Source organism: Rhodococcus sp. SJ-3 (assembly GCF_051918125.1).
Taxonomy (GTDB): Bacteria; Actinomycetota; Actinomycetes; order Mycobacteriales; family Mycobacteriaceae; genus Rhodococcus.
Map to the genome: position 1 here is coordinate 2,000,109 of NZ_CM123306.1, position 16,796 is coordinate 2,016,904.

17 protein-coding genes are annotated in these 16,796 nt (G+C 64.5%); 8 read left to right on the top strand and 9 right to left on the bottom strand.

Features of this window, described 5'->3' with window-relative positions; genetic code table 11:
* Positions 1 to 44 precede the first annotated feature (44 nt).
* A complete protein-coding gene (locus tag ACTDXD_RS09090; protein WP_440126722.1) occupies positions 45 to 374 on the bottom strand; it encodes an AzlD domain-containing protein in 330 nt (109 codons plus the stop codon).
* Positions 367 to 1,080, bottom strand: coding sequence for an AzlC family ABC transporter permease (locus tag ACTDXD_RS09095; RefSeq protein ID WP_440126723.1), 714 nt, complete (start codon positions 1,078 to 1,080; stop codon positions 367 to 369). The genes ACTDXD_RS09090 and ACTDXD_RS09095 overlap by 8 nt, the downstream gene beginning before the upstream one ends.
* An 80-nt stretch (positions 1,081 to 1,160) precedes the next feature.
* On the opposite strand from ACTDXD_RS09095, the gene ACTDXD_RS09100 reads away from it, so the two are divergent.
* Entirely contained in the window at positions 1,161 to 1,610 is a 450-nt protein-coding gene (locus tag ACTDXD_RS09100) for an Lrp/AsnC family transcriptional regulator (RefSeq protein ID WP_440126724.1), read from the top strand.
* 5 nt (positions 1,611 to 1,615) lie between these two features.
* On the opposite strand, the gene ACTDXD_RS09105 is transcribed toward ACTDXD_RS09100, so the two are convergent.
* Positions 1,616 to 2,374: an SDR family oxidoreductase gene (locus ACTDXD_RS09105; RefSeq protein ID WP_440126725.1), complete on the bottom strand. Its 759-nt coding sequence runs from the start codon at positions 2,372 to 2,374 to the stop codon at positions 1,616 to 1,618.
* Between the two features lie 101 nt (positions 2,375 to 2,475).
* Here ACTDXD_RS09105 and ACTDXD_RS09110 point away from each other — a divergent pair, with 101 nt between their 5' ends.
* Positions 2,476 to 3,330: a helix-turn-helix transcriptional regulator gene (locus ACTDXD_RS09110; protein ID WP_440126726.1), complete on the top strand. Its 855-nt coding sequence runs from the start codon at positions 2,476 to 2,478 to the stop codon at positions 3,328 to 3,330.
* Positions 3,331 to 3,335: 5 nt separating this feature from the next.
* On the opposite strand, the gene ACTDXD_RS09115 is transcribed toward ACTDXD_RS09110, so the two are convergent.
* On the bottom strand, positions 3,336 to 4,670 hold the full coding sequence (locus ACTDXD_RS09115) for a 3-hydroxyacyl-CoA dehydrogenase NAD-binding domain-containing protein (RefSeq protein ID WP_440126727.1): 1,335 nt from the start codon (positions 4,668 to 4,670) through the stop codon (positions 3,336 to 3,338).
* A gap of 265 nt (positions 4,671 to 4,935) precedes the next feature.
* Here ACTDXD_RS09115 and ACTDXD_RS09120 point away from each other — a divergent pair, with 265 nt between their 5' ends.
* The 4 genes from ACTDXD_RS09120 to ACTDXD_RS09135 are packed head-to-tail and all read left to right on the top strand — an operon-like array spanning position 4,936 to position 7,971.
* Entirely contained in the window at positions 4,936 to 5,568 is a 633-nt protein-coding gene (locus tag ACTDXD_RS09120) for a DUF3558 domain-containing protein (RefSeq protein WP_440126728.1), read from the top strand.
* Complete coding sequence (locus ACTDXD_RS09125; protein WP_440126729.1) at positions 5,565 to 5,894, top strand: hypothetical protein; 330 nt, start codon at positions 5,565 to 5,567, stop codon at positions 5,892 to 5,894. Before ACTDXD_RS09120 ends, ACTDXD_RS09125 begins: the two co-directional genes overlap by 4 nt.
* Before the next feature lie 2 nt (positions 5,895 to 5,896).
* Positions 5,897 to 7,240, top strand: coding sequence for a PPE domain-containing protein (locus ACTDXD_RS09130; RefSeq protein ID WP_440126730.1), 1,344 nt, complete (start codon positions 5,897 to 5,899; stop codon positions 7,238 to 7,240).
* Positions 7,237 to 7,971 (top strand): ESX secretion-associated protein EspG, encoded by a 735-nt coding sequence (locus ACTDXD_RS09135; protein ID WP_440126731.1) that lies wholly within the window; start codon positions 7,237 to 7,239, stop codon positions 7,969 to 7,971. Before ACTDXD_RS09130 ends, ACTDXD_RS09135 begins: the two co-directional genes overlap by 4 nt.
* A 6-nt stretch (positions 7,972 to 7,977) precedes the next feature.
* Here ACTDXD_RS09135 and ACTDXD_RS09140 read toward each other — a convergent pair whose 3' ends face one another.
* Genes ACTDXD_RS09140 through ACTDXD_RS09160 form a run of 5 tightly spaced genes read right to left on the bottom strand, consistent with a single transcriptional unit; the run spans position 7,978 to position 14,984 of the window.
* Entirely contained in the window at positions 7,978 to 8,856 is an 879-nt protein-coding gene (locus ACTDXD_RS09140; protein WP_440126732.1) for an alpha/beta hydrolase, read from the bottom strand.
* Complete coding sequence (locus tag ACTDXD_RS09145) at positions 8,853 to 10,505, bottom strand: thiolase C-terminal domain-containing protein (RefSeq protein WP_440126733.1); 1,653 nt, start codon at positions 10,503 to 10,505, stop codon at positions 8,853 to 8,855. The genes ACTDXD_RS09140 and ACTDXD_RS09145 overlap by 4 nt, the downstream gene beginning before the upstream one ends.
* Positions 10,502 to 12,139 (bottom strand): AMP-binding protein, encoded by a 1,638-nt coding sequence (locus ACTDXD_RS09150; RefSeq protein ID WP_440126734.1) that lies wholly within the window; start codon positions 12,137 to 12,139, stop codon positions 10,502 to 10,504. Before ACTDXD_RS09150 ends, ACTDXD_RS09145 begins: the two co-directional genes overlap by 4 nt.
* A 53-nt stretch (positions 12,140 to 12,192) precedes the next feature.
* A complete protein-coding gene (locus ACTDXD_RS09155) occupies positions 12,193 to 13,689 on the bottom strand; it encodes an acyl-CoA carboxylase subunit beta (RefSeq protein ID WP_440126735.1) in 1,497 nt (498 codons plus the stop codon).
* 17 nt (positions 13,690 to 13,706) lie between these two features.
* On the bottom strand, positions 13,707 to 14,984 hold the full coding sequence (locus ACTDXD_RS09160; protein ID WP_440126736.1) for a cytochrome P450: 1,278 nt from the start codon (positions 14,982 to 14,984) through the stop codon (positions 13,707 to 13,709).
* Between the two features lie 137 nt (positions 14,985 to 15,121).
* On the opposite strand from ACTDXD_RS09160, the gene ACTDXD_RS09165 reads away from it, so the two are divergent.
* Complete coding sequence (locus tag ACTDXD_RS09165; RefSeq protein WP_440126737.1) at positions 15,122 to 15,907, top strand: coniferyl-alcohol dehydrogenase; 786 nt, start codon at positions 15,122 to 15,124, stop codon at positions 15,905 to 15,907.
* Positions 15,908 to 15,933: 26 nt separating this feature from the next.
* On the top strand, positions 15,934 to 16,746 hold the full coding sequence (locus tag ACTDXD_RS09170; protein ID WP_440126738.1) for an enoyl-CoA hydratase/isomerase family protein: 813 nt from the start codon (positions 15,934 to 15,936) through the stop codon (positions 16,744 to 16,746).
* Positions 16,747 to 16,796: the final 50 nt, after the last annotated feature.

Consider the following 16,796-nt stretch of genomic DNA (forward strand, 5'->3'; position numbering starts at 1 on the left):
AGTCTACGGATTACGAGTTCGGTGTATCCCCAGAAGACGTATCCCTAGAAGACGTTGACGAGCGCGACGAACGTCACCGTGCCGAGGCCGACGCTGACGAGGGTACGACGACCGGATGCAAGATGCGTGACAATCGTGACGGCCGCGGCCACGGCGGCTTCCCACACGAAACTTTCGGTACCGCCCAGCGCAGAGGTGTGCAGCGTCGACAAAGCGAAGAACCCCAGGATCCCGGCAGGCATCCAGAGCGCCAACCTCGTCACGAACACCGATTCCCTCAGCGGCCCGATCACTGCGAAGGGAAGTGCACGCAACGCGAAGGTGATGGTGAACATGACCCCGAGAACCACGACGATATAACAGCTTTCAGACATGCGCGACCCTCCGCTGCGTAGCGACGTAACGCACGATGAGCGCTGCCACGAACAGAACGAGTCCTGTGAACATGACGGCGTCGGGTGTCAGCAGGGTCGCGAACGCGAAACTCGCCCCCGCCATGAGCAAAGAGGGCACCTGTTCTCCGGTGCGGCACGCGTCGAGCGTCAAGGTGAGGAACAGTGCGCACAGCGCGAATTCCAACCCCACGACAGGGCCTGGTAGCAGACCGGCTACGGCCAATCCGACGAGCCCTCCACCGATCCAGTACGTGTGGAAGGCGAGCTGCATCGACAGCAGTCTCCACGAGGTCCACCCCTCGGGTCGTGCCGAGGTGACAGCGTAGGCCTCGTCGACGAGCGCGAAGGCCGAATAGAAACGGGCGATGGGATTGCGCACTACTCGCAACGGGAACGAGAACGCATAGAACACGTGCCTGAAATTCACGAGGAAGGTGGTGAGCGCAATCGGCGCGAGCGGCGTGGCGACAGCCATCATCCCGATCAGAAGCAGTTCGAGCGAACCGGAGAATCCCACGAGCGACATGGCCGGGGCCACCCACCAGGGCAGTCCCGACTGCACTACGAGAAGTCCGAATGCCACCCCGATCGGGAAGATGCCCAAGCCGGCCGCAAGTGAGAGCCGGATACCCGTGCTGATTTCTTGCCGCCGTGAGAATTCGACCTTTTCACACACCTGCGTCATAGGTTCAAGAATCTCATTTATGGCGCGACATTTGATTGCCGATTCTTCCGCTGAATATCCAGCTCGTGCAATTATTGGTCATGGATGATTTGGATCGAGCAATAATCGAGGTGCTCCGCCGAGACGCACGGATACCGAACGTTGCTCTGGCCGAACGCGTCGGATTGACGCCGGGACCGTGCCTACGGCGAGTCCAGCGGCTCGAGGCCGAAGGCATCATCGTCGGGTATCGCGCTGTCCTCGCACCGGAGGCCGTCGGTCGCGGCTTCGAAGTGCTCGTCGACATCGAGATGACGAACTTCGATCGGAAAAGTATCGACACCTTCGAGTCGACGATGAGTGCGTTCGACGAAGTGCAGGAGTTGTACCGGCTGTTCGGATCACCCGACTACTTCGTGCGCATCGCCGTCGCCGACCTCTCCGCCTACGAGCACTTCCTGAGCGAGAAGGTCCAGACCATTCCCGGAATCCAGAAAGTGTCGTCGAGCTTCCCCATGAAGGTCATCAAACCCAACGCGCGGGGAGTCTGAGCGGCTCAGTTGGTGCCGGAGGCATTGAGTATCCGCACCGTCTCGTCGTAGTCGCCCCGCGCTTCACCGTGACGGAGGAACTTGACGCGCTCGACAAGTACCTCGTGGGCGTCGGGTCGGGTGCGCAGCAGTTCGACGGCTTCGGACACGTACTCGTCCAGCGGCATCGCGAACGCGTCTTCCCTGTGTCCGGGCATGAGATCGGTAGCGACCGACGGCGGCACGAGCTCGATCACGCTGACGTCGGTGTCGGCGAGCTGCAGGCGGAGAGCTTCACTGAGCATGTGGATCGCGGCCTTGGAAGCGTCGTAGCTGGGAGTGGCCGCGAGCGGAGTGAAGGCGAGTCCGGAAGAGACGGTCATGATCGTCGCGCGTGGCCGGGTCTGCAGATGCTCGATGAACGCACCGATGAGGCGGACAGGGCCGAGAACGTTGGTCGTGATCGTCTCCTCCGCTGTATCGAGAAAGCCGTCCGAGCGATGCCAGTCCTCGACGCGCATGACGCCGGCCATCGCTACAAGAGTGTCGAGGTCGGGGTGACGCCCCAGCACTTCTTTCGCAGCTGCGGCGATGCTCTCGGGGTCGGTGGTGTCGATGCGGACGGTGTCGATGCCTGGATGCTCGGTGGCGATCCGCGCGAGCAGTTCGGTGCGGCGCCCGCCGACGACAACAGTGCTGCCCTGCTCGTGGAGTGCAACAGCGAGCGCCAAGCCGATGCCGCTCGTCGCTCCGGGAATGAAAACGGTGCTGTTCGTGATGTCCATGTCCTGATCGTCTGCCCCTGCCGTCGGCCGAGGCAGAGTCCGTCGAACGGGGGATTCGCGATCCCTGGCACGTGTCGCGGCGGACCGGGACGATGAGACACATGGACCGCCCCGCACTCGCCGACTTCCTGCGCACCCACCGCGAATCACTGCAGCCGAGCGACGTCGGGTTACCTGCCGGACTGCGGCGGCGCGCGCCGGGCCTGCGCCGCGAGGAGGTCGCGCAACTCGCACTCATGTCCACGGACTACTACACGCGCCTCGAACAGCAACGCGGCCCTCAACCCAGCACACAGATCCTCTCGTCCGTCGCGCGCGCACTGCGCCTGACCTCTGATGAACGCGACTATCTCTACCGTGTCGCGGGGCACGGCGTCCCTGACCGCGCGACAGATGCCGATCACGTCGCACCTGCACTTCGACGCGTCCTCGACCGGCTCGACGACACCCCCGCCCTGATACTCGGTCCGCTCGGCGAGACCCTCGCGCAGAACGACCTCGCCCGCGCTCTGTACGGCGACGCCACTGCGCGCGGGGGATGGGACCGCAGTGAGATCTACCGGTGGTTCGCGCACCCGGAGACTGCGCGGACCATCTATCCCGCAGACGACCGCGATCGGCAGGGTCGCGCACTGGTCGCGAGCCTTCGCTCGGCCGTAGCGATACTCGGGCGGGATTCGAGAGCCGGTGAGCTGGTGAGCACCCTGCGACGCGAGAGCGCCGAATTCACGCAGCTGTGGGAACGGCAGGAAGTAGCGCGCCGGTTCGCCGACCACAAGGTGCTCGTACACCCTGAGGTCGGCGAGATCGAGGTCGATTGTCAGGCCCTGTTCACCGAAGACCGGGTGCAGGCGTTACTCGTTCTCACCGCCGCGCCGGGAACCGAAGCGGCGGAGAAGATTCGGTTACTCGGCGTCGTCGGAATCCAGAATTTCTCGCCGAGCACTACGAGCTGACTCGGTCAGCGTCCGGCAGAGCAGGTGGAGTGCCCACCTTCGGCGCGGTCCACGAGCGTCGACGCCGGTGTCCACACTCGACCGTGGACCTTCTCGAACTCACGGATCTTGCTCAGTACGACGTCGAGGCCGACCGTCTCGGCGTAGTGCATCGGGCCACCGCGGTGCTTGGGGAATCCGTAACCGTTGGTGTAGACGACGTCGATGTCGGATGCCCGCTGCGCGATACCTTCACCGAGCAACGCCGCGCCTTCGTTGACCAGTGCGAGGATGCAGCGGTCGACGATTTCCTCGTCGGTGATGGTGCGACGTTCGATACCGTCTTCTTCCGCGCACTTACGAATGATCTCCTCGACGGCCGGGTCGGGAATCGGTGTCCGACTTCCCTCTTCGTACTTGTAGTAACCGGATCCCGTTTTCTGACCGAAACGTCCTGCCTCGCAGAGGGTATCGGCCACACGCGAGTAGCGCAGATCCTTCGGTCGGGTCGGGGCGAGTCGCTTGCGCGCGGCCCACGAGATGTCGTTGCCGGCCAGGTCGGCCATGGCGAACGGTCCCATGGCGAGTCCGAATGCCTTCAACGCTGCGTCCACCTGTTGCGGGGTCGCGCCTTCCTCGAGCAGGAAGTCGGCTTCGCGCCGGTACGGGGTGAGCATGCGGTTGCCGATGAATCCTTCGCAGACCTTCGCGAGCACCGGGACCTTGCCGATCGTCTGTGCCAGCGCCATGGAAGTCACGACAACATCGTCGGCGGTGACATCACCGCGCACGACCTCGACGAGCTTCATGACATGTGCCGGGCTGAAGAAGTGCAACCCGATCACGTCCTGCGGACGGGACGTGCTGCGCGCGATCTCGTCGAGATCGAGCCGGGACGTGTTCGACGAAAGAATCGCCCCGGCCTTGCACAGCTCGTCGAGTTTCCCGAACACCTCCTTCTTGACACCCATGTCCTCGAAGACGGCTTCGATGACGAGGTCTGCGTCGGAGGCCGCCGCGAAGTCGAGGTGCGGTTCGATCAGTGCCACACGCTCCTGTGCCTGTTCAGCGGTGATCTTGCCCTTGGACGCCGACGACTCGTAGTTCTTGCGAACCGTGTTGATCCCCCGGTCCAGCGCCTCGGAGCTCTGCTCGATCAACGCGACCGACAAGCCTCCGTTGGCAAACGCCATGGCGATACCCGAGCCCATGGTGCCCGCGCCGATCACGGCGACGCGCTTGATCGGGCGCTGCGTCACCGAATCGGGAATGTCGGCGACCTTGGACGCGTCCGCGACAGCGGTGGCCAGATACTGCTCGGCGGCGGATTCCGGGCTGTCGGTAGAGGTGGGAGTACTCACGAGCCGCACTTCCTCTGAGGGTCGGGGCACAAGGTGCCGTGATCGGTGGTCACCCAATTGTCTGCCGGATGGATGGACAGCCAATTGTGATACAGGTCCCAATACCCCGCCACTTTCCTCACGTTGTCCGGATTGCCACGGGTCGTGAGGCAACGGGAACCCGGACGGCCGGGCGAAAGTTTCGCAGTGACGACACTCGCTCGGTCGCGTGCCCGGATCTGCGTTAATATCTGCCCGACCGGACGGATCGGGGGGATCCTTGGCAATGGCGTATTCACGTCTTCTCGGTGCCGCAAAGGTGGGGGCGGCGCTCATCACCGCGGGTGTCGTGCTCAGCGGCTGCACCGCAAGCGAGGCCACGGTGGGCGCAGCCGAAGACACAACGACAACCCCGACGACCCGCGCACCACGTATCACCGACGAGTCGGGCCGACCCGACATCACCTTCGACCCGTGCCTCGACATCCCCGACGACGTCCTCGCCGAGGCCGGCTACGACCCCCGCACCGAGGACTCGGCCGATTACCCGATGGAGCACTACACCTTCATCGGGTGCAAATACCGGGCTCCCGTCGCGATCCCCGGCGTGATCCGCTCCTACGGGCTCGGCATCCTCTCCGGGAACGTCACGATCGACGAAGAACTCGCCAAAGTCGGCGACATCGCCAGCGAAACAACAGTCAACGGGCGTCGTGCGCTGCTGGAATACGACCCCAAGCCGGACAACACCTGCTCCATCGCGGTGCAAACTGACTTCGGAATCGTCATCTTCAGCCGTCTTTACCACGCCGACCACACCCGCACACTCACCCGCGACGAACGCTGCGGCGGGCTTGCCGACACCGTCGCATTGTTCGAACCGTTCATCGACAACAATCCCGGGAAGAGGCCGCAGTGAGCGAATTCGTCCGCCTCGAACCACACGTGATCGACGAGATCCTCGCCATCTGCGACACCGTACTGGCAGAACTCGACAGGGCAGCCGAGGTCGCAAAGTATCTCGGTCAAGCCGAGGGATTCGGCGAGTTCGAATCCGCCAAGCAGCTCGCCACCGGTTTCGCCCGCAAAGGCGCAGGCACACCCGAGTCGGCAAAAGAGCGCGTCGACCAGTTCATCGTTGCCTTCACCCAGTTACGCGACGCATTCGCCTCCGGTGGCGAAGCCTTTCTCGAGGCAGAGTTCGACTGGGTCCGTCAGCTCGTCTCCATCGAACAGGAGTTGTGACGATGTCCGACAACGACAATCCGATCCGCGAACTCCTCACTCCGTTACTGGGCACTGTGCCACCGGAGTCGGTCGCGCGTCGCCAAGCTCGCCACGACGAACTGGCGGGACGGGTCGGCAGCGGCGTCGATCCCGATTACATCGCGCAGTTCGAGAATTTCCACGGCATGGAACACGCGGAGATCTATCAACTCAGTCAGACGATCAGCCCGGTCGCGATGTCCACACTCGCGCACGAATGGAGGGATCTCGGAACGGTATTCAGCTTCACGGTCTCCATGGCCACCGCGATGATCCGCGACAAGATCGCCCAGCATTGGGAAGGGGGCGCTGCGGAAGCCGCATCGTCGGCGACGGAACTGTTCGGCACCTCTGCGCAGCGGTTGAGCGATGCGTCGCTCGCGGTGTCGCAGAAGCTCGCGATCGCTTCGGATGTGGGTGCACGAGTGAAGTCGTCGGTCGCTCCCCCGTCTGCCTCTGTCCCGTTGCCGATGGACGTGCTCAGCCCCATCGCAGCGGCAGATAGGGAGCGTCAGCAGGAGGCTGCACGGCAGCAGGCGATTCGCATCATGGAATCTCTCTACAAGCCGTACTACCGCGATTCCGGATCTGCGGTTCCCGTTCTACCTCCGCCCCAGGACACCGCCGGCGGCGCCGGCTCCGCAAGCGCGGGCGCGGTGGGGGCCGGGAACCCCTCGGCAGCAGGCACCAATTCATCGTTGTCGTCCGACGGGGCCGGGGCCGCGGGTGCTCAACAGTCCGGATCCACGGTCACCGTGAACGGCAACAATACGACCGACAGTTCCGACAGTGACAGTTCCGACACCAACAGTTCCGACACTGACAGTTCCCGAAACGCTCAGCAGCAACCCGAGAGATCCGAGGCGTCAGAAGCACCCCAATCGGAATCTGCTCGCACCTCACCGACCTCGACGACCCAGACGTCGGCTCTTCCCGGCAACACAACCGCGCAACCGTATGGTTCTTCGGCTACCGGCTCCGGACTGCCCGGAAGCGGAGGCTACGGCAGTAGCGGCGGAGGTAGCGGCGTGACCGGAACTGGTGGAGGGGGTGGAGGTGGTTCTACGCTCGGCCCCGGCGCTGTCGGTGGCGTCGGTGCGGCCGCCGCCTCAGCGCCTGCCGCCTCCCAGCAGGGAACAGCCGCTGCCCGGTCCGGTGCGATGCGCCCGATGGGTATGTATCCCGGCATGATGGCCGGTCAGCAGCGCGGCAACGACGAAGAACAGAGGGTCGCGAGTTATCTCGTCACCAACGATCACGGCAACGAACTGATCGGGTCGCTTCCCGACACCGCCCCGCCCGTCCTAGGAGTTGATCCGCTTTGACCTGGGTCGTTACGCCCGACCGTTTCCTGTCGCTCTGGACGACTGCGGGGAGCGACGAATTCCCCTTTCCGCTGCGCTACCGATCGACGTCGGTGTGGGAGGACGAACACGATGCCGATCTGCGCGCCGCGCACGAATGGCGGCGGGAACTGTCCGATCCGCGACTCGAGCACGCGATCCGCATCCTGCACGCGGGCGAAGTCGCCGTCGAGGTCTACGGCAATGCAACCACCGGAGACATCCGAGTGCGCGGTGGAGCCGAGGGCGCATTCGCTGTCGTCGCACGCCAGCACGCCTCCGGGGACATCCAGATCATCCCGATCCAGTCGGACACACTCGTGCGCGCCGTCGTCGCACAGATTCCGGATGCGCGACGCGGACGTGAGCAGACGCGGACCGTGTCCATGCGCGAACTCTCCGAACCCGGCGGCACCACAGCTGTGAGAGAGCAGATCGGCGAGAATGAGCCGCGGGCACTGCGTCGCCTCCTTCTCCGCGACCGTTCCGGTGCGGGCAGTATCCGGATCCTCGCTCCGAATGCTCACGGCCGCTTCACGACCGAATCGGACATCGGCTGGTTCGACGTCGTCGACGACGGACGCTACATGTTCGTGCCGGGTGCGGACGTGCGAGTGATGCCCGCCACCAACGACGAGCTGGGCGTCGAACTCACCCGCCGGATCGATCGGACTCACGTCCGCCGACGGCAGGACACACCGACACCTTGGTGACGGGTGTCAGCCGCGTGCTGCGCACTCGTCGACGAACGACACCACGCCACGGTGATACTCGGTCGCCGCAAACCCCACACTCATGTTGTGTCCACTGTCGGTCTGCCGATATTCGACGAACCTCGGGGTCGCGACGAATGCCGCCCTGATCTTCTCGCGCACCGCGTCGTCGGTGTCCCACACTCGTTCGTACTCGGCGTAGGTGAGCCGCACCGGAATTCGGACCTTCGGAGCGAGGCGCATGAAATCGCGGGGCCATTCGGCCGCCACCACCGTCTCGTAGCGCGGAGTGATGCACGTGAGACTGCGTCCGCCACGGACCTCCGGCGGATACAGCTCCTCCGGGTACCACAGCAGATCCCGGATAGCTCCCCGGTTGCGCGTCGTCCGCATCCGCTTGATGATCTCGAGCGCCTCGCGTTGCTTACGTGTACCCGTCCCCGCGAGTTCGACACCGAGCAACGACGCACCCCGCGGGTCCGCGGCCATCCGGAGACCGAGGTCGCAGCCCGCCGAGTGAGCAAGAAGGAAGACTCCGGCTCCGCGTGAACAATTCTCGAGCAGCTTGTCCACAGCACCGTAAGCGGCGTCGACGCGGCTGTCGGGATCGTCGAACCGTTCCTGGCATTCGAACGAGTCTGCGTAGCCCGGGCGGTCGATCGCGAGGACGGTGTGGCCGAGTGTCGCTGCGGTTCGGAGCAGGGACAATTCGGGGTGGCCGTCAAGATCGAAATACCGGGAGGTCGTGGCGCCTCCATGCAAGGCGACGATCACTGCGCGCGGACGCTCGACGTACGAGCACAGAGCCGAGATCCGGGTTCCGTCCACATCGACTGTCCGGGCGATCACGGTCTCGTCGAGCTCTCCGACACCTGCGGCATTCACCGGTCTGCCCTCAGCAACATGACACCGCTGGGCGTCAGCCCTCCGCTGCTCACCACCGCGACACGTGCATCGGCGACCTGCCGTGCGCCCCCGTGCCCCCGCATCTGTGTGATCGCCTCGTGCACGAGCCCCATTCCGTGGGTTCGTCCGTGCGAGAGCTGACCTCCGTGGGTGTTCAATGGCAACCTTCCGTCGAGCGCGATGTTCGTTCCCCTGTTCAGGAAGTCTCTGGCTCCCCCGATGTCGCAGAATCCCAATGCCTCGATCCACGACAGGCAGTTGAAGGTGAATCCGTCGTAGAGTTCCGCGACGTCGACGTCGTCGGGACGCAGTGTGGTGCGACTCCACATGTGCGCGGCCTGGCCGAGAACCTGTGGTTCGTGGGTGAGGGTGCTCTGGTCCCAGTCGAGGCGCTCGAGTATCTGTGTACCGACCGCTTCGACGAAAACCGGTGGTTGGGCGAGGTCGCGCGCGGTGTCGCGGGCCGAGACGATGACCGCCACCGCGCCGTCGCACGGCACGTCGCAGTCGTAGAGACCGAACGGTGTGGTGATCGGACGGGCATCGAGATAGTCGTCCATCGTGAGTGGCTCACGGTAGATCGCCTCGGCGGTTCTGGCCGCATTCGCGCGCTGGTTGAGCGCAATCCAGCCGAGCGTTTCGCGATCGGTCCCGTAGCGGTGGAAGTGCCGTTGCGCGGTCTGCGCAAGCAGGTGCGCGGCCGACACGGCACCGAACGGCGCGAACCATTCGTCCGACAATCCGGCCGCCGGTGCAGTGCGGCCCGTGCGGACGAGTTCGCCGTAGGTCGATTCCCATACCGTGCGGAAGCACAACACGTGTCGGGCGAGACCGGATGCGACGGCAAGCATCGCCGCGATCACCGAGCCTCCGGGCCCGAATGTTTCGATTGCTCCGTTGTGCCACGTAGGTTTCAGCCCGAGGGTCGACTCAACCGCGGTGACCCCGCCTTCGGTGAACGGACCGAGCGACCCAGCACCCGGATAGGTGGACAGTCCGTCGATGTCGTCGGCAGTGAGGCCCGCGTCGTCGATCGCTGCGCGGCAGGCATCGACGGTCAGCGACAAAGGATCTGCCATGAGGCGCCGACCGAGACGCGACATCCCGATTCCGGTGAGCGCAACTGCGTCCTCGAATTTGTCGGTACGCGCCATCGGCCGCACGCTGCGGCGGATCGCAGCGGCGTCCGGTTCCTCCGGCAGCGCTGTCACGGCCACGGGATCCGTCGGACGGAACAGTGGGAGCCACACGTCTTCTGCCTTCTCGAAGACCACTTCCATCCGCATACCGAGTGAAAGGGCGTCGGCGGTACATTCGACCGCGTTGGTCGTCAGACGCACCTGTGGATCGTCTTCGAGCATCACCTGAGCGACGATGTACGGCGGGGGCATTCCCGGCGGCGCGAACCGATGGTTGACGGTGAAGCCGACGAGCGTCGCGAAACCCGAGACGATACGCACACCCATGTCTCTGCTGTGGCAGTACCGGCATGCGGGGCGCGGTGGATGGATCAGTGCGGCGCAATCCCGGCATTCCTGGATCCGCAAGCTGCCGTCTGCACCGGATGTCCAGAAGAACTCCGTCTCCGGAGAGATCTCAGGAGCCGGCCGCGCGGTCGGTGCGCTCACGAAAGCACAGCTCCTCGGCCTTGTACTTGCTGTGCAGCCCAACGGTAGTCCGGCTTGCCGTTGCCGAGGCGGCGTATCGCAGGGACGAACATGAATTGCTTCGGGGTCTTGTACCTCGCCAGCGATTCTCCGCATACCCTCTTCAAGTCCTCCGTAGGGCACTGCGCTTCGTCCACCGCCTGTACCAGGGCGACGATCTCCTGCCCCCACCGCTCGCTGGCGCGACCGACAACCAGGGCGTCGATCACTGCCGGATGCGCGCGCAGCACTTCCTCGACCTCTTCGACGAAGACCTTCTCGCCGCCGGTATTGATCACGAGAGAGTCCCTGCCGAGCAGGCGGAGCGATCCGTCGTCCGCGAGCCTCACGCGGTCGCCCGGTATCGCCATCCGCTGACCGTCGACCACGGGGAAGGTGTGCTCGGTGGCGTGCCGGTCGCGGAAGTATCCGAGGGGGACGCGGCCTGCGCGTGCAGCCCATCCGATCTCGTCGTCGCCCGGTTTCAGCATTCGGGTGCGATCGTGTGACACCGCGTATCCCCCGGGCATCGGGGCGAATGTGTCGACCTCGGCGCCGCGATTGCTCCGCCCGAACCCCATGCCACCGGTCTCGGTCGATCCGTATCCTTCCACGATCGTCGCGTGCGGGAGCAATTCGAGGAATGCCTTCCGGTGGACGGCATTCGTTGCGGCTCCACCGCTAGCGATGACCATCAAAGAGTCGAAGTTGTTTCTGCGCTTGCGCATTTCGTCGACGAGTGGTCCGGCGTACGCGTCGCCGACGATGGTCATCAACAGAACGTTCTCTTTCTCGACGATTTCCAGGGCACGCCGTGCGTCGAACGTGTTCCGATCGTCGTAGAGCACAATGGTCTGACCTGCGAGCAGTCCTGAGAATGCGGTCCAGGTACCGGCCGCGTGCGACAGCGGCGACACTGCGAACCAACTCTGCCCCGTCAACGCGGTGAGCGCCCGTATCGGTTCGTCGGTCTCGTGGTCGGAGCCGTTCATCGACGACACGTATGCGTCGCCCTGCCGCCACAGCACTGCCTTCGGCCGGCCCGTCGTCCCGCCCGTGCACATCATCATCAGGTCGTCGGGCGACCCCGCGATCACTCGTGCCGGATCACCTTGTGCGACGGCCTCGTCGAACGACACTGCGCCGTCCAGCTCGGGAGTGTCGGTGCCGTCGTCCACGGACACCCGCAATTCCACGCCGGCCGTCAGTTCTGCGCTGCCGTCGAGCGCCTCGGCGACCGCGGGGCCGAACGACCGGTGATAGACGATTCCTCGCGGGGCGATGTATTCGAGAAGGCTGCGAATTTCCTGGGATGTGTAGCGCGGGTTGATGTTGACGGGCACCACCCGCGCTTTGAGGCATCCGATCAGCACATCGGGGTACAGGTCGTTGTACATGAGCATGGCGATGCGATCCTGGCCGCACTCCCATCGCTCGAGCCCGTCCCTGGGTGTGTGGGCCCCGAATCCACGATCGGCGAGGAAATTCGCAAAACGTCGTGTGCGTAGCGCAGTCTCACCGAAAGTGTTCCTGCGGTCTCCGCAGACGGTCATGATTCGATCGGGTACTGCATCTGCGACGGCATCGAACACCTCGCCGAGAGTCCATTCGGTCAACGCATCTCTCCTGTGTCAGTGTCTATCAGCGAAATTCGGTGGATCAGCGAGAGTCAGGGGACGATCGCGCAGCGGCTGACGGGTTCCGCTACTGCCTGTCGTGCGTAGATTCCCCGCTGCAGCGAGGTGAGCAGGGCGTTGCGGGTTTCCTCGGGGCTGATGAGCTCGTCGAAACCCATGTGTTCGGCTGAGCGGTAGGACGCTTCGAGTTCCATCTCGCGCAGGCTCGCATCGAGGTCGTCGTCGGCGTTCGACGCACCGCTCAGCGCAGCGGCGCTCATGGCACCCATCGTCGCGCCGGGGTACGCGTAGGCCGCGGTCTGCCCGTCGAATCCGATCAGCGACATGACCATCGACCCGAACCCGTACGCCTTCCTCAGCGTCACATGCATCTTCATTGTGGTGGCGGTGGTTTGCGCGACGAACATCCGTGCGCCGCTACGAAGCACACCTTCGCGTTCGGATTCACTGCCCGGCAACATCCCCGGATTGTCGGCGAGGAACACCAGCGGTAGATGGAACGCGTCGGCAACCGAGATGAAGTGGGCCGCTTTGTCTGCTGCGTCGGAGTCGATCGAGCCGGCAATCACCTGCGGTTGATTCGCGACCACCGCGACGGGATGGCCTCCCAGATGAGCCAGCGCACAGATGATGGCCTGCCCGAAGTCGGGCTGCACCTCGAACCAGTCCTTCGTGTCGAAGACCGCGTCGAGGACCGCCCTCATGTCGTAGGTGCTGCGATTGTCGCGGGAGATGATGTCGAGAAGTTCGGGTGTGTCGCGGGGTTCGGAGAACTCGTCGGGCTCGGTGGCGATCGGATACGACCAGGCACTCGGCGGGAAGTACGACAGGTAGCGGCGGATCTCGTCGAGGACCTCTTCGTCGGTCTCGACGACGTTGTGGACCAGCCCGCTGGCCACGGCCACATCGGGACCGCCGAGATCTTCCTTCGAGATATCTTCTCCCGTGGATACCTTCACGACCGGTGGGCCTGCCGTGAAGATCGCACCCTGCCGACTCATGATAGCGAAGTCCGCGACCGGCGCGATCAGCGCGCCGTGCCCCGCGGAGGCACCGAGGACCGCGGTGACCACGGGTACCTTGCCCGAGCACTGGGCCTGCGCAAGCAGATCCGTCGGCGTTCGGCCGTAGTGGTCTCCGGTGGGACGGAACCCTGCTCCTTCGAGGAGCATGACGAGCGGAACCTTGTTTCGGACAGCGAGTTCCGCGAGCCGGTACCGCTTGGAGTTGCTGCCCGGTGCGATGGTGCCCGCGACCGTGGTGAAGTCCTCGGCTCCCACCATCACGGGCATACCGTGGATGAGTCCGGAACCGGTGATGATCGCGTCGGACGGGATCTCACCTCCGACGAGGGTGCCGAATTCGTGGAAGCTGCCCTTGTCGAGCAGATGCTCGATCCGAGCCCGAGCATCGAGCTTGCCTTTGGCACGGTGTTTGGCCAGACGTTCCGGACCGCCCATCCCCTGCGAGTGTGCTCGGCGGCGCGAGAGGTCCTCGAGCGTGTCGTCCCAAGTCCGCGCATGTGTCATGTGAGGTCCTCGCATTGTCATGTGGCCATCGTGTAACGGATCGGCAGGTGCTTGAGTCCACCGACGAAGGTCGTCGCGGTCAGTTCCGGTTCGCCGGCGAGTTCGACCGAATTCAGACGCGGAAGCAGTTCGGCGAAGAATTTCTTCATCTCCATCCGCGCCAGACCTGCGCCCAGGCAGAAGTGCACGCCGAACCCGAACGCGACGTGGTTGTTGGGATCGCGCCCGATGTCGAAGGTGAACGGATTCTCGAAGACATCCTCGTCGCGGTTGGCCGACGCGTACGACAGCAGTAGTGAATCACCGGCAGCGATGGGCACCCCGCCGACCTCGGTGTCTTCTGCAGCGGTGCGCATGAACGCTTTGACAGGAGTGACCCATCGGATCATCTCCTCGGTGGCCTGCGGCAGCAGATCGAGGTCGCTGCTCAACGCATGCCGTTGATCCGGATGATCGATCAACGCACGAAGCCCGCCCGAGATGCAGCTGCTCGTCGTATCGTGTCCGGCGGTCGCGATGATCGTGTAGTACGACATGGTCTCGATATCCGAGAGCGGCTCGCCATCGACGCGCGCGTTCGCGATCGCGGATGCCATGTCGGCGGTGGGATTTTCACGCCGGGATGCGGTGAGCGCACTGAAGTACTCGAACATCTCCAGCAGGGCGTTCATGGTTTCGTCTGCGGGTTCACTGCGTTTGAGTTCGTCGTCGTCGCTGCCCACGAGTTCCTGCGTCAGGCGCAGCATCTTCGGGAAGTCCGATTCGGGTACCCCGAGGAGTGACATGATCACGTACAGCGGATAGTTCACTGCAACTTCGGATACGAAATCGCATTCCCCTCCGGCAGCCGCCATCCGGTCGACGTGGTGCTTCGCCAGTTCTTCGATGCGCACTTCCATGGCTCTCATGGCCTTCGGGCGGAACCAGTCCGTTGCGATGGCACGCATCACGCGGTGTTGCGCACCGTCCATGTGAATGAGCGTGCGCACCCCCGCAGCCGCCTGCATCTCGTCGGATTCCGCCGTCATGAGCACCGGTCGCGGCCAGTTGGTGAAGAGCTGGTGCGCACGTTCGACGGCCATGACGTCGGCGTGCTTGACGACTGCCCAGAAGGGCCGGTACGACGGCACTTCCACTCTCGTCACCGGTGCGGTTGCCCGCGTCCGGGCCAATGCCGCGTGGAGGCGCTCTTCATCCTTGTACGCGGTGGGGGTCGCCAAGACCCCTGTCCCATCCCCGACTGTCCCATCCCCGACGATTCGCTGGTTCACGAACGACACTCCGTTCCCGCGCATTGTGGCGGCGTTCCTCATCCGGCGCCGCAGGCCCGAACCCTGGTCTTCCCGCCCCAGAGTGATTTATAGTGTGCCTTACTGTCAAGCATTCTATATAGCTTTCGTCGAGTTCATTTCCGGGAAAGGTTCGGAGCCATATGCCAACTGATCAGCGCAGGATTGTCGTCGTCGGTGCGGGGTCCGGGATCGGCGCTGCGACCGCCGCCCACTTTCACGAGCAGGGTGATCACGTACTCGCAGTCGATCTTCGTCCGGATGACGCACAGGCGTCGGAGCATGCGCAGTGCGACCTGCGCGATGCGAAGCAGATCGCCAAACTCCTCGGCTCGATCGGAGCCGACTGGGATCTGCTCGCCTATGTGGCCGGGGTCCCCGGAACCGCGCCCGCTGCCGACGTACTGAAGGTCAACTATCTCGGTATGCGGCTGTTCGTCGAAGGCATGCTGCCACTGCTCCGCGAAGGCGGAGCCGTCGTCACCGTCGCGTCGGTCGCGGCACTCGGCTGGCAGGACCGCCTGAACGAACTCACCGGGCTCCTCGAAGCAACCGACGGCGAAAGCGCCGAGCGCTGGCAGGCAGAACAGGATCCGAACTATCCCGTGTACAGCACCTCGAAGCAGGCGGCGATCATCTACGCGAAGCGTCTCGCCCCCGCCGCGTGGCAGAAGTACGGAGTCCGGGTCAATACCGTGAGCCCGGGGCCCACCGAAACTCCCATCCTCGGCGACTTCGAGGAATCGATGGGCAAGGAAGTTCTCGACTCGGTGAAAGCCACCATCGGCCGCCACGCCACCGTCACCGACATCGTGCCGGTCATCGCGTTCCTCGGGTCACCGGCAGCACGGTGGGTGAACGGTCAGGACATCCACGTCGACGGCGGGTTCGTCGCCCCGCTCACCGTCGGCGCACCCATCCAGCTCTGACCACTCTCCGACATCCCGAGGTGACCATGCCCGACAACGCCGTGAGCTCTCACGGACCGCTGCTCGCCGAACAGCACGCCGGCATCCTGACACTCACTCTCAACCGACCCGAACGAAAGAACGCGATCACGCCCGAAATGTGGGCGCGTCTCCGCGACCGTCTCCGCGAAGCGAGCGCGAGCAACGAGGTCCGCGCGGTGGTGCTCACCGGGGCAGGCGGCACGTTCTGCAGCGGCGCCGACATCGCCGACACCGCGGGTATGGACGAGTTCCCCGACCCGTCCGATCTGATCGACACCATCAACGACAGCATCCGCCTACTCCACGAACTGCCGGTGCCGACCGTCGCGAAGGTGCGCGGGGTCGCGGTCGGAGCGGGCTGGAATCTCACGCTCGCATGCGACCTCGTGGTGGCTGCGTCGGATGCGCGGTTCTCCCAGATCTTCGCGCGACGCGCGTTGTCGCTGGACACGGGCGGGTCGTGGCTGCTCCCGCGTCTCGTCGGGCTGCAGCAGGCGAAACGGCTGACCCTCCTGGCCGAGATGATCGGCGCCGACGAGGCGCAGTCGCTCGGTCTCGTCACGTGGGTGTCGGCGCCGGAGTCACTCGACGAATTCACCCACGGCATCGCAACACGCCTCTCTTCGGGCCCCCCGCTCGCACTCGCACAGACAAAAGATCTGCTCAACCGCGGTCTCGACCGGACGTTGACCGAGGCACTCGAGTGCGAATCACACGCACAGGCCGCGAACCTTCAGGGCCCCGACGTACTGGAAGCCTTCGCCGCATTCTCGGAGAAGCGCGATCCCGACTACTCCCGCGCCGCGGCCGCGCAGTGAATCACCGGACCTCCGACCTCCGTGCAGAAGGAAGAACAGTGGCAGAAGGA